Below are 17,382 nucleotides of genomic sequence, written 5' to 3' on the forward strand. Positions count from 1 at the left end.
CGTCAGCTCCTCGTCTTGACGGATTCGGTGGTCGTCGGGCCGGTGCCCGGTCGCGGCTGGTCCGCCCGGTCCGGTGGCGGCGTGCCCGCCGGGTCCGGTGGCGGCGTGCCCGCCGGGTCTACCCGGATGCAGGCCGCCCGGTGGTCGGCGCCGACGGCCAGCAGCTCCGGGTCCACCCGGGCGCACTCGGCCACCGCGATCGGGCACCGGGCCCGGAAGTTGCAGCCGGCCGGCGGGGCGGCCGGGTTCGGCGGGTCGCCCTGCAGCACGGTGCGGCGCCGGCCCCGCTGCACCACCGGGTCGGGGACCGGCACGGCCGACAACAGAGCCTTCGTGTACGGATGCAGCGGCGCCTCGACGATCTGCTCGGCCGGCCCCTCCTCGACGACCCGCCCCAGGTACATCACGGCGATCCGGTCGGAGAGGTGTCGCACCGTGGCGAAGTCGTGGGAGACCAGGATCATCGACTGGCCGGACTCCTGACGCAGCCGCAGCAGCAGGTTGAGAATGCCGGCCCGGGTGGACAGATCCAGCGCGGAGGTGGGTTCGTCGGCGATCAGCACCCGGGGTTCCAGGGCGAGCGCGCGGGCCACGCAGACCCGCTGCCGCTGGCCGCCGGAGAGCTCCTCGGGCCGGCGCGCGGCCAGGCCCGGGTCCAGCGACACCCGGGTCAGCAGCGCCGCCGCCGCGTCGGCCAGGTCGTCCCGGCGTCCGTGTACCACCAGCGGCTCGGTCACCGCGTGACCGACCGTCTTGGTCGGGTCCAGCGCGCTGTACGGGTCCTGGAACACCATCTGCAGTCGCCCGCGCAGCGCCTTCAGCTCCCGTCCCCGGGCCCGGGTGACGTCCACGCCGTCCACCTCGACCCGGCCGGCGTCGGCGCGGATCAGCAGTGCCGCCAGCCGGGCCGCGGTGCTCTTGCCGGAGCCGGACTCGCCGACCAGGCCGAGCGTCTCGCCCCGGGGCACCGCCAGGTCGACCCCGTCGACCGCGTGCACCCGTTCGGTCACCCGCCCGAGCAGGTCACGCCGCAGCGGGAACGCCTTGCGCAGCCCGGTCGCTTGCAACGCCATCGCCGGGCCACCGACGGCCGTCCCCACCGGCCCGGTCTGGTCGGCTGGCCAGGTCTGGTCGCTCGGTCCGGTCTGGTTGCTCGGCCGGGGCTGGTTGCTCGACTTGGCCCGGCTCATCGGGCTGGTCTGGCTCGTCGGCTCGGGGTGGCTCATCGGGCCGCCTCCAGGGTCAGCTCGTGGGTGCCCACCCGCACGCAGCGGCAGCGGTGTCCCGGTTCGGGCTGGTACTCCGGCTGGGGCTGGGTGCAAGCGGGCTCGACGGCGTACCCGCAGCGGGGCCGGAACCGGCAGCCGGTCGGGAACGACCCGGCCGGCGGCACCCGGCCGGGGATGACGTCGAGCGGGGTGTGCGCCCGGCCGGACTGCGGCACCGAGTCCAGCAGTGCCCGGGTGTACGGGTGCTGCGGCGCGGCGAAGAGCGGGCCGACGGCCGCCCGTTCGACGACGTGCCCGGCGTACATCACCACCACGTCGTCGCAGAAGTCGGCGACCACGCCCAGGTCGTGGGTGACCAGCAGCACCGCCAGGCCCAGGTCCCGTTGCAGGTCGCGCAGCAGTTCGAGGATCTCGGCCTGGATGGTGACGTCCAGGGCGGTGGTCGGCTCGTCGGCGATGACCAGCCGGGGGTCGCAGGCGATCGCGGCGGCGATCATCACCCGCTGCTGCATGCCGCCGCTGAGTTCGAACGGGTAGACGTCGACCCGCCGGGCGGCGTTGGCGATGCCGACCCGGTCCAGCAGCTCGCGGGCCTTGAGCCGGGACTGCCGGCGGCTCTCCCCGAGGTGCAGCCGGCGGGCCTCGCCAATCTGGTCACCGACTGTCATCGTCGGGTTGAGGCTGCTCATCGGATCCTGGAAGACCATCCCGACCGGTCCGCCGCGGATGCCCCGCAGGGTCCGCCGGGAGGCGGTCAGCAGGTCGGTGCCCTCGAACCGGATGGCCCCGCCGGTGGCGCGCAGCCGGGGTGGCAGCAGCCCGAGGATCGACATCGCGGTCAGGGTCTTGCCGCACCCCGACTCGCCGATCAGCGCCACCGAGCCGCCGCGCGGCACTTCGAAGGAGACGTCCTGGACCAGGCCGCGCTGGCCGCCCGGGCCGGTGAGGTCGATGGTCAGTCCGTCGACGGAGAGCACCGGGGTCGTCTGTCCCGCCTCGGTCATGTGTCCCGCCTCCTGGCGACCGCGTCGCGGATGCAGTCGCCGATCGTGTTGAACGACAGCACGGTCAGCACCAGCGCGGCGCCGGCCGGCAGCACGCCCAGCGGCGCGGCGTACTGGTTCTGGTAGGCGACCTCGAGCATCGATCCCCAGCTCGAATCGGGCGCCTGCACGCCGAGGCCGAGGAAGCTCAGGCTCGCCTCGGCCAGCAGGGCGACGCCCATCAGGATCGTCACCTGGACCAGGAACGGCGCGGCGATGTTCGGCAGCACGTGGATCCAGATGATCCGGTGCACCGAGGCGCCGATCGCCCGCGCCGACTCGATGAAGGACTCCTCCGCCACCGCCAGCGTCGAGCCCCGCACCACCCGGAACAGACTCGGGGCGAAGACGATGCCCATCGCCACCATCGCGTTGACCAGGCCGGGGCCGAGCACGGCGACGACGGCGAGGGCGAACGCCAGGCCGGGCAGGCTGAGCAGGGTGTCCGAGAGCCGCCCGGTGACCGCGTCGACCCAGCCGCCGCGCAGCCCCGCCCACAGCCCCGCCGGCACCCCCACCAGGATCGCCACGCCCACCGCGATCAGCGGCGCGAGCAGCGCCAACCGGGCGGCGAAGATGAGCCGGCTCAGCACGTCCCGGCCGAGGTTGTCGGTGCCCAGCAGGTACTGCCCACTGGGGCCCTGCAGCCGGTCGGCGAGCACCTGGGCGTCCGGGTCGCGGGGGGCGATCAGCGGCGCCGCGGCCGCCACCACGATGAGGAAGACCAGGAAGCCGAACGCCACCACGAAGGAGGGGCGGCGCAGCAGCGCGAAGAACGTGGAACCAGCGCGTCGTCGCCTCGGGGTCGCGACCGGTTCGGCCACCTGATCGGCCACGGTCACCGTCATCATGCCCTCACCTTCGGGTTGATCCAGCCGTAGAGGAGGTCCACCAGCAGGTTCACCACGACGACGATGACCGCGCTGAACAGCACGTAGCCCTGGATGGTGGTGTAGTCGCGCTGCAGGATGGCCTGGATCGCCAGGGTGCCGAGCCCGGAGATGCCGGCCACCGACTCGATGACGATCGACCCGCCGAGCAGGCGCCCGACGTGCAGGCCGAGCACGGTGATCACCGGGATGGCCGAGTTGCGCAGCACGTGCCGGCGGATCAGCCAGCCGCCGGCGGCGCCGCGGGCCCGGGCGGTGCGCACGTACGGCCGGGCCAGCACGTCGGCGGCGCAACCGCGGGTGTGCCGGGCCAGCTCGGCGGCCGAGGCCAGCCCCAGCGCGGTCGCGGGCAGCAGAATGTGGCTCAGCCACGGCCAGAGTCCGTCCGACAGCGGCACGTAACCGGTCGCCGGTAACCACCGGTTCAGCACGGCGAACGGCAGCAGGAGCAGCATCAGCACCCAGAAGCTCGGCATCGCGATGCCGACGGTGGCGGCCGAGGTGACCAGCCGGTCGATCCAGCCGCCCTGCCGGACGGCGGCGACCAGGCCGGCCGTCACCCCGATCAGGACGGCGATCACGATGGCCATCGCGGTCAGGCTCAGCGTCGCCGGGGCCGCCTCGACGATCAGGTCGATGACCGGACGGCCGGTGTAGAGCGAATTACCGAAGTCGCCGGTCAGGACGTTGCCGAACCAGCCGGAGTACTGCTCGACCAGCGGCCGGTCGAAGCCGAGTTCCTGGCGGATCCGGTCGACATCGGCCTGGGTCGCGGTCTCCCCGGCGATGGCCTGGGCGGCGTCCCCGGGCAGTAACTGGATCAACGCGAACGTCAGCAGCGAGACCAGCCACATGACCAGCAGTCCGCCACCGATGCGGCGGATCACCACCGTCGCCTTCATGCCGACACCTCCTCTCCGTACCCGGGAATGTGTTTGGGGGTTGACCGGAACGGCGGCGCGCGGGCCGGCGGGGCCGCGCGCCGCCGCCGGGGTCACTCGGCCATCGACACCGACCGGAAGTCGTAGTCGTAGTTGACCGCGATCTCCAGCCCCTTGACCTTGTCGGTGTGCGCCCAGACGACGAGCGCGCTGCAGACCGGAGTCATCGGCGGACCGGTCTTGAGGGCGGTGGTGACGATCTCGGCCATCGCCGCGGCCCGCTCGTCGGGGTCGGCGGCCTCCCGGACCCGCTGCAGCGGAGCCTCGATCCCTTCGATCGTCGCCTTGCCGGGGTTGAACACCCCGTTCGGCGTGTAGAAGTCGACCGCGAACTGGCTCGGGTCCGGCCGTCCGGACTGGATGGACGCGAAGCTGGACTCGAACTCACCCTTGCGGCGGGCGGTGGCCAGGGCGGTGTTCTCCATCGCGGTCAGGTTCACCCGGATGCCGACCTGGCCGAGCTGGGCCTGGATGGCCTGGGCCACCGCCTGGAAGGTCGGCGCGGTGCCCATGAACATGTTCAGGTCGAACCCGTTCGGCAACCCGGCCTCGGCGAGCAGCTGCTTGGCCAGTGCCGGGTCGTAACGGCCCTCGGGGGACTCCTCCAACCCGTCGACGTGCGCCCAGTGGCTGCTCGGGAACGGCTGCACCACCGGGGCGCAGTCGCCGTCGAAGAACGCCTGGTTGATGGCCTCCCGGTCGATGGCGTGGATGAGTGCCCGCCGGACCAGGGGCTTGTCCAGCTCCGAGCGGCTGGTGTTGAGCATCAGACCGTAGAGGAAGGCGGCCTCGCCCTCGGTGAACTCCAGGTTCGCCGCGGACGCCTGCTCCTTCTGGTTGGACCGGATCGGGGCCGCGTCCACCTGGCCCGAGGTGAGCGCCCGCAGCCGGGTCTCCTCGTCGAGCAGGAACGTCATCTCGATCCGCTGCAACTTGATGTTGTCGGCGTCCCAGTAGTCGTCGAACTTCTCGTACACCAGCGTCGACTGGTTGTAGGTGGTGACCGTGAACGGTCCGGCGCCGACCGGCTTGGTGGCCAGGTCCTCGTTGTTCAGCGCATCCGGGCTGATCATCATGCCGGCCTCGCCGGCGAGCACGTTGAGGATGTGGCTGGACGGGGTGTTCAGGTTGAGGGTCACGTGGGTCGCGTCGACGACCTCGACCGACTCCACCACCGACAGGCTGGCGGTGAGGTTGCTGCCGGGCGCCCGCCCGGCGTCGATGTTGGCCTTGACGGCCTCGGCGTTGAAGTCCGCGCCGTCCTGGAACTTCACGCCCTCACGCAGGGTCAGCTCCAGTGTCCGGGCGTCCTCGGAGAGGTTCCACTCGGTGGCCAGCGACGGCTGCAGTTCGCCCTGCGCGTCGCGGCGGATCAGCGGGTCGTAGATCTCGAGCAGGAAGATCGGGTCGAAGGTGGCGGACTTGCGGGGGTCGAGCGAGGCGGGCTTGGTCGAGGATCCCCAGCGGAGGATCCCGTCGGAGTCGGTGCCGGTGGTTTCGGCCGAATCGCCGCCACAAGCGGCTATCCCGACCAGCATGACGATGGTGCTGAGGGCGGCCATGGCCGTGCGGCCATAACGCTTCGTCACGGAGATACCTCCATGCGTAGTCATCAACAAAGGGGTGAGTCGGCGCCGGGGTCGAGTCGGCGGCGAAGGTTCGTCGTCCCGTGCTTGGGGACCCCGGTCGTCAGGGGTGGGGTACCCCGGTCGCGCTGCCCGCCGGTCGGGCGGCAGCGGCGGTGACCTGCGCAGCTAGCTTGGCGATCACCACTTGTATGTCTGTCAGAGCAACATACTGTCATCCTGTATTACGGTCAACACTTCGCCGACGATCACCGGGCACATCTCGGTAACGTGCTGGTAACACAACCCAGGGCGATCGCGCCGACGCGGACGGCAGTTGCGGCCGCCCGGGTGGTCGAGTAATTTGCGGACACGCCGTCGAGCCGGGAGGAGGTCCAGAGCAATGTCCAATGTTCTGCGCCCCCTCCGCGTTCCGGCGTTCCCGCGGGGCTGATCCGGGCGCCTGCTCTCCGGAGGCTCAACCCATGACCGACCTGGTCATCCGCCCGCTCGGCGCGGGCGAGGAAGCACTGTTCGACGCCCTGCCCGACCCGCTGCCGCAACTACGCCAGATCGGCTACGCCGACGGGCTGGCGGGCGGCGGCTACCGACCCGGGAACACCTGGATCGCCGTGCGGGCCGGCCGGGTGGTCGGCCGGGCCGCCTGGCTCCACCTGCCGGGCGCGGTCGGCGACCCCTGGCTGGAACGCTTCGACCTGGCCGCCGACGCCGAGGTGGGGGCCGCGCTGCTGCGCGCCGCCCACGAGGCGTTCGGCGGCCCGCTGGTCTACCACGCCGCGGCGCCGCCGTACTGGCGGCGGCGCCCGGAGGTGCGCGCCGTGCTGCGGGCACCGATGGCGGCGGCCCGGCTCGCCGGCCTCGTCGAACGCGACGAGCGGCTGCGCTGCTCGTGGACGGGCACCCCGTTGCCGGCCTCGTCCGGTCGGTACACGTTCCGCCCTGCCACCGGCCCGGCCGAGGTCGCCGCGCTGGTCGCCCGCGTCGACCGACCGGAGGTGCTGACCGGGAAGGAGACCGCGCTGGCGGTGGCCGGCGTGGACCTGGCCACCGATCCGCTGGCCTGGTTGACCGGCCCGGCCACCGAGTGGCGGATCGCGCTGGACGGCGGCGAACCGGTCGGTCTGGTCGGCACGGCCGGCGAGGCGTGTTTCCCGCTGATCGGCTACCTGGGACTGCTCGACGAGGGGGTGCGCGGCGACCTGCTGGCCGAGGCGGTCCGGGCGCTGGCCGGGGCCGGTGCGCGCGAGGTGGTGGCCGATGTGGACGCGCACCGGGTCGCGACGGTGGCGGAGCTGGAACGGACCGGGTTCCGGCGACTGCGGAGCCGGATCCGCTTCACGCCGGGGTGACGCAGCGCGTCCCGGCCCGGGTGGGAGTGTGGCGGCGGCATCGCCGGTCCCGTCGGGACCGACGGCGTCCTGGCCGGCGCCGGCGCCGCCCGCGGTGCCGCCGGGGCCGGGTCAGTCGGCCTCGGCCCTGGTGGCGTCGCGGCGGCGTTGGGTCAGGTGGCGGACCTGATCGGTCTCCTGGCGTACGGTGTCGACGCGTTCGGCCAGGCCGACGTGATCCGCGCGCAGGTGGTCGGCGACCTCCACCAGCGAGTCGACCAGGTCGGTGACCCCGGCGGCGCCCAGCGCGCGGTGCAGCCGGGCGACGTCCGGGCCGGCCCGGGTGTCCAGGTCGGTCAGGGCGGTGATCTGGCCGGCGAGCTGACGTAGGTCGGCGCCGTGGTCGCGGGCCCAGCGGTCGACCGCGCGGTCGCCGGCCCGCCGGTCCCGCTCGGCCCGCACCCGCGACTCCCGGGTCGCGGCCGGCGCCTCCTGGTCCGCGACCCGCATCCGCAGGAACCGGCGTTCGGCGGCCTGCCGGCTGGCCACCCCGAGCACCGGGGCGAGCTCGGCCCAGCTCGCGCCCTGCGACCGCGCGGCGGCGATCAGCCGCGGCTCCAGCAGGTCGAGCCGGGTCCGCAGCCGGCGCAGGGCCGCCAGGGCGGCGACCGTGTCGGCGGGGGAGAGGTCCGCCGGAAGCTGCTCGATCGCGTGGATCGCCCGACTCAGGGCGCGGTCGGCCGGCCCGGCGGGCGGGTCCGCCACGCCCTCGGGTGCCCCCTGGGTCCCGGTCACCGGCTGCCCCTTCCCGGCTCGTCATCGTTGTGATGACGATCTGCTTGTCAACGTTCTGACGACATGCTACAAGATTAGGTATCGCGCATTGACGGCCACGTCGTCAAGCAACAGGAGGTGCAGAGATGTTGATGCGCACAGATCCCTTCCGTGAGGTGGACCGCCTCGCCCAGCAGTTCTTCGGCACCGTGCAATCGGGCACCTGGTCCCGCCCGGCACCCATGCCGATCGACGCCTTCCGTACCGGTGACGAGTTCGTCGTCGCGTTCGATCTGCCCGGGGTCGACCCGGACGCCATCGACCTCGACATCGAACGCAACGTCCTGACGGTCAAGGCCGAAAGACGACCTCTGCAACTCGACGGGAACGCCCAGGTGCAGCTCAGCGAGCGCCCGCTCGGCGTCTTCTCCCGCCAGTTGTTCCTCGGCGACTCCCTGGACACCGAACGCATCCAGGCCAGCTACGACAACGGGGTGCTGGTGGTGCGGATCCCGGTCGCCGAGCAGGCCAAGCCCCGCAAGGTGGCGATCGGCACGACCGACACCACCCGCAGGGCGATCAACGCCTGACCGATCGCGTGGCGATCAACGCCTGACCGATCGCGTGGCGATCAACGCCTGACAGCTCGCAGGGCACCGTCCCGGCCGGTGATGCACCGGCCGGGACCGGACAGAACCGGGAGGTGGCCAAGCATGATGCGGACGACGATCACCGGTCCGTCGGCCGGCAGCCGCGGATCAACCCTCGACCCGGTACGGGAAGCCTTCGTCGAGGCGGTTCGCCACGACGACGATCTGATGCGGGCCGAATTCGACGCGCTGATCGCCGCCAACTGGCCCACCCGGCCGCCGCCCCCGCCACCACCGGCGCTGCCGCGCCCGGTGCCGCGCCCCGCCGGGTGGCCGGCGACGCCGGCACCCCGCCGGGAACCGGCCGGGCGACGGCCGCGAGCCGATGCGCGGCCGAGAAGCCGGCAGCGATCCCCGCCGCCCGCCCGCTGAGAAGTCGACCGTCCACAGCCGACCCGGAAAGGCGGGTGATGCCGCGCCGCGGAACATCGCGAGCCACCCGGCCCGCCGCGCCGTGGCGCGGCGGGCCGGTCCGTCCGCGTCCGCGACGGGCTCGGGTGCGCAGCCGCCCGCGATCGGCTCGACCCGGCCAGGGCATACTGAGCCGCATGGAGATCATTCCCGGCATCGGTGTCGAGCAGGCCCGGATCGGCGAACCCAGGTCCGATGTGGAGGCCCGGATCGGCGCACCGGTCCACGGACCGGGCGGTCGCAAGGCCGTCTACGACACCACCCCCGGCCTGGTCATCGCGTACACGCCTGACGACCGGGTCGAGCTGGTCGAGATCGGCTACGCCGGGGACGGTGGCGAGGAGGTCTTCTTCGACGGTGTACAGCTCACCTTCCGGTTCCTGGAGGAGGTGGTCGCCGACCTCGAGGCCAAGGGCCACGAATACACCCCGTCGGACATCGGGTACGACTTCCGCGCCGGCTTCGCGGTCTGGTCGATGGGGTCCCGGTGGGCTTTGGACCTGGACCCGAACGCCGACGAGGACGACGAGCGCGCCGTCTCCGAGGGCGTCTCCGTCGGCCCGTACGAGTACTTCGTCGGAGCGTGACCGGCGCGGAGCCGATCGGTCAGCGGTAGCCGGTGACGTCGGCGGGCCGGCCGGCGTCCTGCACCTCGACCAGGTAGCGCCAGGCGTCGGGTCGGCTGCCGTCCAGATCGGTGAAGCCGTACTCCCGGGCGAGCCCGCCGCTGGAGAGCGACTGCCCGTTCCAACGGGCGACCTCGGGATCGGCGGCCAGCGCGGCGACCGCCCGGCCGACGAACGCGGGGCTCTCCGAGATGGCGAAGTGCGGCTCCTTGGCGATGGCGTCCCGCCAGTTCTGTTCGGTGACCCCGAAGTGCTCCAGCATGAGCTCGGACCGCATCCAGCCCGGGGTCAGCGCCACGGCCGTCCCGCCGAGCGGGCCGATCTCCTTCGCCTGGGCGTACGCCATCCGCAGCACCGACGTCTTGGCCAGGTCGTAGAAGAACGAGATCCGGTAGTTCTCCCGGTTGTAGGCGTCGGTGCCGTCGGTCATCTCGACCACCAGTCCGCCGGGCCGACGGGTGAGCAGCGGCAGCGCGAAGTGGCTGGTGACGATGTGCGTGTCGACGGCCAACCGCAGGATCCGCAGGCCGGTCTCCAGCGGGTGCTCCCACAGCTTCTGGTCCCAGCTGAACAGTGCCTCGGCGCCCCAGATGTTGTTGACCAGCACGTCCAGCCGACCGTGGTCGGCGTCGACGCGCTCGACCAGGGCGCGGACCTGGTCTGCTTCGAGGTGATCGACCTGCACCGGGATCCCGGTGCCACCGGCCGCCGTGACCAGCTCCGCGGTCTCCTCGATCGTCTCGGGACGGTCGATCTCCGACCGCTGCTGCCGGGTGCTGCGCCCGGTGACGTAGACGGTCGCCCCCCGGGCGCCCAGCTGCACGGCGATCTGCCGCCCGGCTCCCCGGGTCGCCCCGGCCACCAGCGCGACCCTGCCCTCCAGAACGTTGTCCTCCAGAACGTTGTCCATGTCGCCCACTCTCTCAGCGACCTCTGACATTCTTGGTCGGTTCGGCCGGCGCGGTCAGCTTCGACCGGCGGAGCGGCCGCGTACCAGCGGCAGGTACACGTCGTCGATGATGGATGTCTACCGGTCGGCTGAGACCGCCGGCGGGTTCGCCGCCAGCTTCACCGACGGGATGCGCAGCCTCGCCCGGCAGGGAAAACCCGTCGCCATCACCGAGTTCGGCTCGGCCACCTACGGCGGCGCCGGCGACCGCGGCACGCACGGTCTGGAGATCGTCGAGTACGACGAGCGCGGCGGCCCGGTCCGACTCGACGGCGAGTACGCCCGCGACGAGGCCGGCCAGGCCGCGTACCTGCGCGAGCTGCTGGCGGTGTTCGACGCCGGTGGGGTCGACGCCGCCTTCGTCTTCATCTTCGCGCTCTACGACCATCCGGCACCGCCGCACCGGCGACCCCCGCGACGACCTGGACCTCGCCAGCTACGGCATCGTGAAGGTCCTCGAAGACCGGCCCGGCGACACCTACCCGGACCTGCCGTGGGAGCCCAAGGCCGCGTTCGGCGCCCTCGCCGACTACTACCGGCGGCGTTGAGGCGCCCCCGGCACCCGCAGGGCTACCTGGCCGGACCACCACGTCGACGCCGGTGGGGCGGCAACGGGTCGAGCAAGAGGGACGGGCAGGTCACTGCCGCGCCTTACCGGCCGGCCCGGGTGCCGACGTCGCTGGTCCCGCTGCTCGGATGAACTGGTCGACGGCGGTCTGCCCGATGCCCTCCAGTAGTTCCGGCGGCACCAGCTTGCCGTTGGTGAGCGTGGCGATGCCCTGCAGCGTGGCGAACAGGACGACCCCCACGCGCTCGGGGTCGCCGGCTTGGAGGATGCCCTGGTCCTGGCCCTGGGCGATCAGATCCTGCATCAGCCCGAACGGCGCCGCGGCGGCGGCGACGAGCCGATCGGCGCCCGCGCGTTTCTTGCTGGTGAACATCAGTTCCAGCAGCGCGGCGTCCTCGGTGGCGAATCGCAGGTAGGTCGCCGCCATGGCATGCAGGCGGGGCCTGAACCCGGCCCCGGCGGCGTCGAGTGCCACCCGCAGCTCCGCCTCCAACCGGGCGAATCCGGTCTCGGCCAGTGCGTCCAGCAGCGCCTGCCGGTCCGGGAAGTGTCGGCGGGGCGCCGCGTGGCTGACCCCGGCCTCGCGGGCCAGCTCGCGTAGCGACAGTTGATCTGCGCCGTGTTGGCGCAGGCTGCGCTCGGCGGCGGCGAGCAGCGCCGGGCGGAGGTTCCCGTGATGGTACGAGGGCACGGTCACACCCTACCCAGATGTTGCCGTTGACAGCATTGTTTGCGCTGACTACATTGTTTCTCATGACAACATTCACCCCCGCGCAGCTCCCCGACCTGACCGGCCGCACCTTCGTGATCACCGGCGCGAACAGTGGCATCGGGCGGTCCGCCGCCCGCGCGGTGGCCGCCCGGGGCGCCCGGGTCGTGCTCGCCGTCCGCGACCTCGCCAAGGGCCGTGCCGCCGCCGAAACCATGACCGGCGACCTCGACGTGCGGCGCCTGGACCTGGCCGATCTCGCCTCGGTCCGCACGTTCGCCGAGCGCTGGACCGAGCCGATCGACGTACTGATCAACAACGCCGGCCTGATGATCCCGCCGCTCGGCCGGACGGCCGACGGCTTCGAACTCCAGTTCGGCACCAACCACCTCGGGCACTTCGCGCTCACCAACCTGCTGCTGTCGCGGATCCGCGGCCGGGTGGTGACCGTCTCCTCCGGATCGCACCAGGTCGGCCGGATCGACTTCGACGACCCCAACTGGGAACGCCGCTCCTACCGGCCGTTCGCCGCGTACGCCCAGTCGAAGCTGGCGAACCTGCTCTTCACCGCGGAACTGCAGCGCCGGCTCATCGGGGCCGGCTCGGCGGTGCTCGCGACCGCCGCGCACCCCGGCATGGCGGCCACCAACCTCCTCGGGCACACCGAGAATCGACGGTCCGTGCTGACCGCGGTGAACAGAGCCTTCCTCAGCCGCTTCTCGCAGAGCGAGGAAGCCGGTGCGCTGCCCACCCTCTACGCGGCGGTGGCGGACGTCCCCGGCGGAAGCTACGCCGGCCCGGACGGATTCCTGCAGGGGCGCGGGGCGCCGAAGCTCGTCGGCCGGTCGAGGAGTGCCCGGGACGACGCACTCGCCCGTCGCCTGTGGACGGTCTCCGAGCAGCTGACCGGCGTCACCTTCCCATTGGCCGTGACGACGACCGCGAACGGGTGAGTCGGTCAGGGCGGAAGCTGGTGCCGGCGGCGGCGCCCCGGGCTGCCGTGGTAACCGACGTTGCTGTCCTTGATCGGCGCCAGGTCGCTCCAGCGCAGTCGCGTGCCGGCCGGGACCCGCTCCGCCGGCAGTGGCCCGCGACTATCGTGGCCGGGTGAGTACCCGCGACGTGCCCGCGCAGATCGGTGACCTGCCACCACTCGGCCGGCCGGCCAACAGCGCCCTGCTCGGCGCCGGCATCACCACCCTGGCGCAGGCGGCCGGCCACTCCCGCCGCGACCTGTTGGCGATGCACGGGGTCGGGCCGAAGGCGGTCGGCATCCTGGCCGCCGCCCTGGCCGAACGGGGCATGACCTTCGCCGACTGACGGTCCCGCCGGCCCGCCCGGACGGCGTGCGGTGCCGCCCCCGCCCGGGAGGTGCCTCGGGTCGTCACGGCCGGGCGTCGAACTGGGCGCGGGCCTCGAAAACCCGATCCATGTGCGTCTCCGCCCAGGTCTTGATCGCCACCATCACCGGGACCAGCTCCCAGCCCAGCGGGGTCAGCGCGTAGTCGACGCGGGCCGGCACCGACGCGGTCACCGTACGGGTGAGCAGACCGTCGCGTTCCAGCTTGCGCAGGGTCTGGGTGAGCATCTTCTGACTGACCCCGGCGATGCGGCGGGCGAGCTCACCATGCCGCTTCGGGCCGTCGGAGAGCGCCGCGATCACCAGCGCCGCCCACTTGTCGGTGAGCGTGATCAGCAACTCCCGGGTCGGGCAGGCCGCCAGGAACGCGTCATAGTCGCGTTTTGCCTGCTCACGCCGTTGCTCAGCACTTACTGTCGACATGTCTCACGATCCTTGCCGGTGCCCTAGGCACTTCAAGGTACCTACTTTCCCCCAGTGCCCGCCGGTACCTACGGTCGTGGCGTCAAGGACATGAAGGGGAGGGCACAGCGATGCGCGCAGTCAGCTATGCGGAGTTCGGCGGGCCGGAGGTCCTGCACGTCGCGGACCGGCCGGTGCCGGAGCCCGGGCCAGGGCAGGTGCGGGTACGGGTGGGCGCGTCCGTCGTCCACCCGGTCGACCTGATGGTTCGCGCCGGCCGGTTCCCGGCGCCGCTGCCGACCGGACTGCCGTACACCCCCGGCTGGGACGTGGCCGGCCGGATCGACGCGGTCGGCCCGTCCGTCGCCGGTCTCACCATCGGCGACGAGGTCGTCGGCTTCTCGCCCTGGTTGCAAACCACCGTCGGCACGCACGCGGAGTTCGTGGTCATGCAGGCCGAATGGCTGACCGCCGCACCGGCCGGGGTGCCCGCCACCGAGGCCGCGACCCTGCCCACCAATGGCCTCGCCGCCGCCCAGGCCCTCGACCTGCTCGGGCTCCCGGCCGGCTCGTCGGTGCTGGTCACCGGCGCCGCCGGGCAGGTCGGTGGGTTCCTCCTCGCGCTGGCCCGCTCCGCCGGCCTGCGCGCCACGGGGGTCGCGGGGGCCGGTGACCGGGAGTTCGTCGAGTCCCAGGGCGCCGCCTTCGTACCGCGCTCGGACGGTCCGCCCGCGGTGCCGCCCGCCAGTTTCGACGCGGTCGTCGATCTGGCGGTGGTCGGCGAGCCGCTGCTGGACCTGGTCCGGGACGGCGGCGGCTTCGTGGCGGCCTCGCCGCCGCTGCGCCCGGAGCCGGTGCGGGGGATCGGCGTCCACGCACTCGACGTCTCGCCGGACGGCGCCCGCCTGGGCGACCTGGTGAAACTCGTCGAAAGCGGGGACATCCCGCTGCGGGTCGCCGAGGTGTTCTCCTTCGCGGAGGCGGCGGCGGCGCACGACCGCCTGGCCCGGGGCGGAGTCCGGGGTGGGGTGGTGATCGTTCCCTGACCGGCAGCCGATCAGCGCCGGATCTCCCGATCAGCCACCCGGGAGCGCTCAGCCGCCGCGCCGGCCCGGGTGGCGTGCAGGGTGGCCAGCAGTTCGAGGCGGTCGGCGTCCGCGCTGCCCGGCTCGGCGGTGAAGACCAGCAGCACCGGCCCGGGGCTGCCGGGCAGCGGATACGTGTCCCAGTCCAGGATGATCTCGCCGACCTCGGGGACCTGGAAGGTCTTGGTGCCGTGCACCGATTCCCGGACGTCGTGCCGCGCCCACATCCGCCGGAACTCCGCGCTGCGGATGCTCAGTTCGCCGACGATCGCGGTGGCGCGCGGGTGGGTCGGGTCGGCCGCGATCCCGGCGCGCATCATGCTGATGTAGTCCAGCGCCTGCTGCTCCCAGTCCCGGCACCGCCGCCCGTCGGTGCGCGCGTCGTCGAAGAGCAGCAGGAGCATGTTGAGCCGGTCGGGTGGGTAGCTGTCCGGGTCGCCGAGCAGCGCCTCCGCCAGGTGGTTCCAGGCGAGCAGGTCGAGGTGCCGGCCGAGCACCACGGCCGGGGTGCCCAGCGCTCGCAGCAGCCGCCAGGTGCTCTCCGGCACCCGCTCCGGCTCGCGCTCCACCCGGGTGGGCGCCGGCCGGCGGGCGGCCCGGGCCAGGGTGAACAGGTGCCGGCGTTCCTCGGTGTCGAGGGCGAGGGCGGTGGCGAGCGCGTCCAGGACGGCGTCCGACGGGCGTACCTCCCGGCCCTGCTCCATCCGCTGGTAGTAGTCGGTGCTCAACCCGGCCAGCAGGGCCAGCTCCTCGCGCCGCAGCCCGGTCACCCGGCGGCGGCCGCCCGGCGCCAGGCCCACGTCCTGCGGACGGAGTCGACTGCGGCGGGCGCGCAGGAAGCTGCCGAGTTCCTGGGCGTACGGATGAGTGCCGGCCATGCGGCAAGTGTGCCGCTGCCGGCGGCGGTGTGGGTAGGTCTGGCGGTCCTAGGCAAACCGGTGCGACCGGAACGCGCCGGGCCGCCCCTAGCGTCGGGGCATGACCACAGACATTCCGAACCAGCGCGGCCGGGTGGCCGTGGTGACCGGCGCGAACTCGGGGCTCGGCCTGGTGACCGCCACCGAACTGGCCCGCGCCGGAGCCCGGGTCGTCCTCGCGGTGCGAAACACCGCGGCCGGCGCGGCGGCGGCCCGGCAGATCGACGGTGACGTCCAGGTCCGGGAGCTGGACCTGGCCTCGCTCGCCTCGGTCCGCGCCTTCGCCGCCAAGCTGGCCGCCGACCACCCGGTGATCGACCTGCTGATCAACAACGCCGGCCTGGTGCTGCTCGGTGCGCGCCGCACCACGGCCGACGGGTTCGAACTGCACCTGGGCACCAACCTGCTGGGCCACTTCGCCCTCACCGGCCTGCTGCTGGAGAACCTCACCGCGGCCCGGGCGGCCCGGGTCGTCAACCTCAGCTCGATCACCCACAAGAACGCCCACCTCGACTTCGACGACCTGATGTCGGGGCGCGACTACAACGCCTCCCGCGCCTACGGGGTCTCCAAGCTCGCCTGTACGGTCTTCGGCCTGGAACTGGACCGCCGACTCCGGGCCGCGGGCGCACCGGTGATCAGCGTGCTGGCGCATCCCGGGATCACCCGGAGCAATCTGACCCCGCGGGCGTGGCAGGACCGAGGCCGGTTCGGTCGCGTCCTGGCGAGCGCGGGGCTGCTGCTCACCCAGCCGGTCGACCGGGGCGCCGGGCCGCAGTTGCACGCCGCCACCGCACCCGGCCTGCGCGGCGGCCAGTTCTTCGGACCGGCCGGGTTCATGGAGCTGCGCGGCCGGGTCACCGAGGTGCGGCCCAGCCCCGAGGCGGCCGACCCGGCCGTCGGCCGGCGCCTGTGGGACGTGTCGGAGAACCTGACGGGAGTCGGTTACCTCTGACGGCGGCGGGCCGTTCGACCCGCGTACCAAGGATCCGGATTTTTTCCTTAAAAGATCTTGGCGGGTGTGTCGATCGGGCGTGGTCTGGTTCGTAGCCCTGGTGAGAGGCCGGTACGGAGCCGGCCCGACCCACCCGCTGGAGGGCACCATGAGCACCACCGTGACCGCGACCCGCGCCACCGCTTCGAGCACCGGTGCGCTGGTCCGCGCCGGGCTTGTCGCCACGGTCGCCGCGAGCGTCGCCACCATGGCCGTCGCCGCCGGCGGCCACGCCGCGGGAATCAGCCTCGACATGAGCGGCGCCCCGATCCCGGTCTCCGGGTTCGGCGTGCTGACCGCCGCCTTCTCCCTGGTCGGCGTGATCATGGCCGCGCTGATGGCCCGCTTCGCCCGGCGTCCCCGCCGTACCTTCGTCCGCACCACGGTGGTGCTGACCGTGCTGTCCCTGGTGCCGGACGTGATCGCCGACGCCGGGCCGGCCACCAAGGTGCTGCTGATCCTCACCCACCTGGTCGCGGCCGCGATCGTGATCCCCGCGCTCGCCCGTCGTCTGGCAGCCTGAACAGTCGCCCGAACCCCACCAACGAGAACACCGGAGGACGATCATGAAGCAGTACCTGATTTCCGTGCACTTCGTCGAGGGCGCGCCCGAGCCGTCGGAGGAGGAGACGCAGACCATGTTCGCCGAGACCGGCCGGATCAACGACGAGTTGCAGGCCGCCGGCGCCTGGGTCTTCGCCGGCGGACTCACCTCGCCGGAGAGCGCCACCGTCGTCCGGATCGAGAACGGCGTCGCCACCATGAGTGACGGGCCGTTCGCCGAGACGAAGGAGCACATCGCCGGGTTCTGGGTGATCAAGTGCGACGACCTGGACCAGGCGCTGGCGTGGGCCGAGAAGTGCGCGGCGGCCTGCGGCCCGGTCGAGGTGCGCCCCTTCGACGACCTGTCCCAGGCCTGA

At 72.7% G+C, this 17,382-nt stretch carries 21 protein-coding genes; 11 read left to right on the top strand and 10 right to left on the bottom strand.

The window, feature by feature from the left end; translation table 11 throughout:
* Positions 1-2: 2 nt before the first annotated feature.
* The 5 genes from O7627_RS13915 to O7627_RS13935 form a co-directional block, all read right to left on the bottom strand.
* A complete protein-coding gene (locus tag O7627_RS13915) occupies positions 3-1,226 on the bottom strand; it encodes an oligopeptide/dipeptide ABC transporter ATP-binding protein (protein ID WP_278093926.1) in 1,224 nt (407 codons plus the stop codon).
* Positions 1,223-2,233, bottom strand: coding sequence for an ABC transporter ATP-binding protein (locus O7627_RS13920; protein WP_278093927.1), 1,011 nt, complete (start codon positions 2,231-2,233; stop codon positions 1,223-1,225). Before O7627_RS13920 ends, O7627_RS13915 begins: the two co-directional genes overlap by 4 nt.
* Positions 2,230-3,123 carry an ABC transporter permease gene (locus tag O7627_RS13925; protein ID WP_278093928.1) on the bottom strand — a complete coding sequence of 298 codons (894 nt, stop codon included), beginning with the start codon at positions 3,121-3,123 and terminating at the stop codon, positions 2,230-2,232. Before O7627_RS13925 ends, O7627_RS13920 begins: the two co-directional genes overlap by 4 nt.
* On the bottom strand, positions 3,120-4,064 hold the full coding sequence (locus O7627_RS13930) for an ABC transporter permease (RefSeq protein WP_278093929.1): 945 nt from the start codon (positions 4,062-4,064) through the stop codon (positions 3,120-3,122). Before O7627_RS13930 ends, O7627_RS13925 begins: the two co-directional genes overlap by 4 nt.
* Positions 4,065-4,156: 92 nt before the next feature.
* Entirely contained in the window at positions 4,157-5,692 is a 1,536-nt protein-coding gene (locus O7627_RS13935; protein ID WP_278093930.1) for an ABC transporter substrate-binding protein, read from the bottom strand.
* A gap of 461 nt (positions 5,693-6,153) precedes the next feature.
* Here O7627_RS13935 and O7627_RS13940 point away from each other — a divergent pair, with 461 nt between their 5' ends.
* The gene (locus O7627_RS13940) at positions 6,154-7,038 is read left to right on the top strand and encodes an acetyltransferase (RefSeq protein ID WP_278093931.1); all 885 of its coding nucleotides are present in this window, start codon (positions 6,154-6,156) and stop codon (positions 7,036-7,038) included.
* 111 nt (positions 7,039-7,149) lie between these two features.
* Here the strand turns inward: O7627_RS13940 and O7627_RS13945 are convergent, their stop codons facing one another.
* Positions 7,150-7,812: a hypothetical protein gene (locus O7627_RS13945; protein WP_278093932.1), complete on the bottom strand. Its 663-nt coding sequence runs from the start codon at positions 7,810-7,812 to the stop codon at positions 7,150-7,152.
* A gap of 125 nt (positions 7,813-7,937) precedes the next feature.
* Here O7627_RS13945 and O7627_RS13950 point away from each other — a divergent pair, with 125 nt between their 5' ends.
* The 3 genes from O7627_RS13950 to O7627_RS13960 all read left to right on the top strand — a co-directional run bounded on the left by O7627_RS13950 (position 7,938) and on the right by O7627_RS13960 (position 9,439).
* Positions 7,938-8,381, top strand: a complete 444-nt coding sequence (locus O7627_RS13950) for an Hsp20/alpha crystallin family protein (RefSeq protein WP_278093933.1) — start codon at positions 7,938-7,940, stop codon at positions 8,379-8,381.
* 123 nt (positions 8,382-8,504) lie between these two features.
* Positions 8,505-8,813, top strand: coding sequence for a hypothetical protein (locus O7627_RS13955; RefSeq protein ID WP_278093934.1), 309 nt, complete (start codon positions 8,505-8,507; stop codon positions 8,811-8,813).
* A gap of 176 nt (positions 8,814-8,989) precedes the next feature.
* The gene (locus O7627_RS13960) at positions 8,990-9,439 is read left to right on the top strand and encodes a hypothetical protein (protein ID WP_278093935.1); all 450 of its coding nucleotides are present in this window, start codon (positions 8,990-8,992) and stop codon (positions 9,437-9,439) included.
* Positions 9,440-9,458: 19 nt separating this feature from the next.
* Here the strand turns inward: O7627_RS13960 and O7627_RS13965 are convergent, their stop codons facing one another.
* Positions 9,459-10,388 (bottom strand): SDR family oxidoreductase, encoded by a 930-nt coding sequence (locus O7627_RS13965; RefSeq protein ID WP_278093936.1) that lies wholly within the window; start codon positions 10,386-10,388, stop codon positions 9,459-9,461.
* 106 nt (positions 10,389-10,494) lie between these two features.
* Here O7627_RS13965 and O7627_RS13970 point away from each other — a divergent pair, with 106 nt between their 5' ends.
* Positions 10,495-11,127, top strand: a complete 633-nt coding sequence (locus O7627_RS13970) for a hypothetical protein (protein WP_278093937.1) — start codon at positions 10,495-10,497, stop codon at positions 11,125-11,127.
* Here the strand turns inward: O7627_RS13970 and O7627_RS13975 are convergent.
* The gene (locus O7627_RS13975) at positions 11,066-11,686 is read right to left on the bottom strand and encodes a TetR/AcrR family transcriptional regulator (RefSeq protein WP_278093938.1); all 621 of its coding nucleotides are present in this window, start codon (positions 11,684-11,686) and stop codon (positions 11,066-11,068) included. The genes O7627_RS13970 and O7627_RS13975 overlap by 62 nt on opposite strands.
* 62 nt (positions 11,687-11,748) lie before the next feature.
* Between O7627_RS13975 and O7627_RS13980 the strand changes: the two genes are divergently transcribed.
* Positions 11,749-12,657 carry an oxidoreductase gene (locus O7627_RS13980; RefSeq protein ID WP_278093939.1) on the top strand — a complete coding sequence of 303 codons (909 nt, stop codon included), beginning with the start codon at positions 11,749-11,751 and terminating at the stop codon, positions 12,655-12,657.
* A gap of 154 nt (positions 12,658-12,811) precedes the next feature.
* The gene (locus O7627_RS13985) at positions 12,812-13,024 is read left to right on the top strand and encodes a DNA-binding protein (RefSeq protein WP_278093940.1); all 213 of its coding nucleotides are present in this window, start codon (positions 12,812-12,814) and stop codon (positions 13,022-13,024) included.
* Positions 13,025-13,088: 64 nt separating this feature from the next.
* On the opposite strand, the gene O7627_RS13990 is transcribed toward O7627_RS13985, so the two are convergent.
* Positions 13,089-13,487, bottom strand: a complete 399-nt coding sequence (locus O7627_RS13990; RefSeq protein WP_278093941.1) for a helix-turn-helix domain-containing protein — start codon at positions 13,485-13,487, stop codon at positions 13,089-13,091.
* Positions 13,488-13,597: 110 nt separating this feature from the next.
* On the opposite strand from O7627_RS13990, the gene O7627_RS13995 reads away from it, so the two are divergent.
* Positions 13,598-14,512 (top strand): NADP-dependent oxidoreductase, encoded by a 915-nt coding sequence (locus O7627_RS13995; protein ID WP_278093942.1) that lies wholly within the window; start codon positions 13,598-13,600, stop codon positions 14,510-14,512.
* 11 nt (positions 14,513-14,523) lie between these two features.
* Here the strand turns inward: O7627_RS13995 and O7627_RS14000 are convergent, their stop codons facing one another.
* Entirely contained in the window at positions 14,524-15,429 is a 906-nt protein-coding gene (locus tag O7627_RS14000) for a helix-turn-helix transcriptional regulator (RefSeq protein ID WP_278093943.1), read from the bottom strand.
* Between the two features lie 100 nt (positions 15,430-15,529).
* On the opposite strand from O7627_RS14000, the gene O7627_RS14005 reads away from it, so the two are divergent.
* The 3 genes from O7627_RS14005 to O7627_RS14015 all read left to right on the top strand — a co-directional run bounded on the left by O7627_RS14005 (position 15,530) and on the right by O7627_RS14015 (position 17,382).
* Entirely contained in the window at positions 15,530-16,423 is an 894-nt protein-coding gene (locus tag O7627_RS14005; protein ID WP_278093944.1) for an oxidoreductase, read from the top strand.
* 148 nt (positions 16,424-16,571) lie between these two features.
* Complete coding sequence (locus O7627_RS14010) at positions 16,572-16,985, top strand: DUF6069 family protein (RefSeq protein WP_278093945.1); 414 nt, start codon at positions 16,572-16,574, stop codon at positions 16,983-16,985.
* A 43-nt stretch (positions 16,986-17,028) separates the two neighbouring features.
* Entirely contained in the window at positions 17,029-17,382 is a 354-nt protein-coding gene (locus tag O7627_RS14015) for a YciI family protein (RefSeq protein WP_278093946.1), read from the top strand.

The sequence above is a fragment of the Solwaraspora sp. WMMD1047 genome, assembly GCF_029626155.1.
Lineage (GTDB): Bacteria > Actinomycetota > Actinomycetes > Mycobacteriales > Micromonosporaceae > WMMD1047.

Excerpts from the sequence above, each read along its gene's own strand:
- O7627_RS13915 (WP_278093926.1), bottom strand. The coding sequence starts at position 1,226 with ATGAGCCACCCCGAGCCGACGAGCCAGACCAGCCCGATGAGCCGGGCC.
- O7627_RS13920 (WP_278093927.1), bottom strand. The coding sequence starts at position 2,233 with ATGACCGAGGCGGGACAGACGACCCCGGTGCTCTCCGTCGACGGACTG.
- O7627_RS13925 (WP_278093928.1), bottom strand. The coding sequence starts at position 3,123 with ATGATGACGGTGACCGTGGCCGATCAGGTGGCCGAACCGGTCGCGACC.
- O7627_RS13930 (WP_278093929.1), bottom strand. The coding sequence starts at position 4,064 with ATGAAGGCGACGGTGGTGATCCGCCGCATCGGTGGCGGACTGCTGGTC.
- O7627_RS13940 (WP_278093931.1), top strand. The coding sequence starts at position 6,154 with ATGACCGACCTGGTCATCCGCCCGCTCGGCGCGGGCGAGGAAGCACTG.
- O7627_RS13950 (WP_278093933.1), top strand. The coding sequence starts at position 7,938 with ATGTTGATGCGCACAGATCCCTTCCGTGAGGTGGACCGCCTCGCCCAG.
- O7627_RS13955 (WP_278093934.1), top strand. The coding sequence starts at position 8,505 with ATGATGCGGACGACGATCACCGGTCCGTCGGCCGGCAGCCGCGGATCA.
- O7627_RS13960 (WP_278093935.1), top strand. The coding sequence starts at position 8,990 with ATGGAGATCATTCCCGGCATCGGTGTCGAGCAGGCCCGGATCGGCGAA.
- O7627_RS13965 (WP_278093936.1), bottom strand. The coding sequence starts at position 10,388 with ATGGACAACGTTCTGGAGGACAACGTTCTGGAGGGCAGGGTCGCGCTG.
- O7627_RS13970 (WP_278093937.1), top strand. The coding sequence starts at position 10,495 with ATGATGGATGTCTACCGGTCGGCTGAGACCGCCGGCGGGTTCGCCGCC.
- O7627_RS13980 (WP_278093939.1), top strand. The coding sequence starts at position 11,749 with ATGACAACATTCACCCCCGCGCAGCTCCCCGACCTGACCGGCCGCACC.
- O7627_RS13990 (WP_278093941.1), bottom strand. The coding sequence starts at position 13,487 with ATGTCGACAGTAAGTGCTGAGCAACGGCGTGAGCAGGCAAAACGCGAC.
- O7627_RS13995 (WP_278093942.1), top strand. The coding sequence starts at position 13,598 with ATGCGCGCAGTCAGCTATGCGGAGTTCGGCGGGCCGGAGGTCCTGCAC.
- O7627_RS14000 (WP_278093943.1), bottom strand. The coding sequence starts at position 15,429 with ATGGCCGGCACTCATCCGTACGCCCAGGAACTCGGCAGCTTCCTGCGC.
- O7627_RS14005 (WP_278093944.1), top strand. The coding sequence starts at position 15,530 with ATGACCACAGACATTCCGAACCAGCGCGGCCGGGTGGCCGTGGTGACC.
- O7627_RS14010 (WP_278093945.1), top strand. The coding sequence starts at position 16,572 with ATGAGCACCACCGTGACCGCGACCCGCGCCACCGCTTCGAGCACCGGT.
- O7627_RS14015 (WP_278093946.1), top strand. The coding sequence starts at position 17,029 with ATGAAGCAGTACCTGATTTCCGTGCACTTCGTCGAGGGCGCGCCCGAG.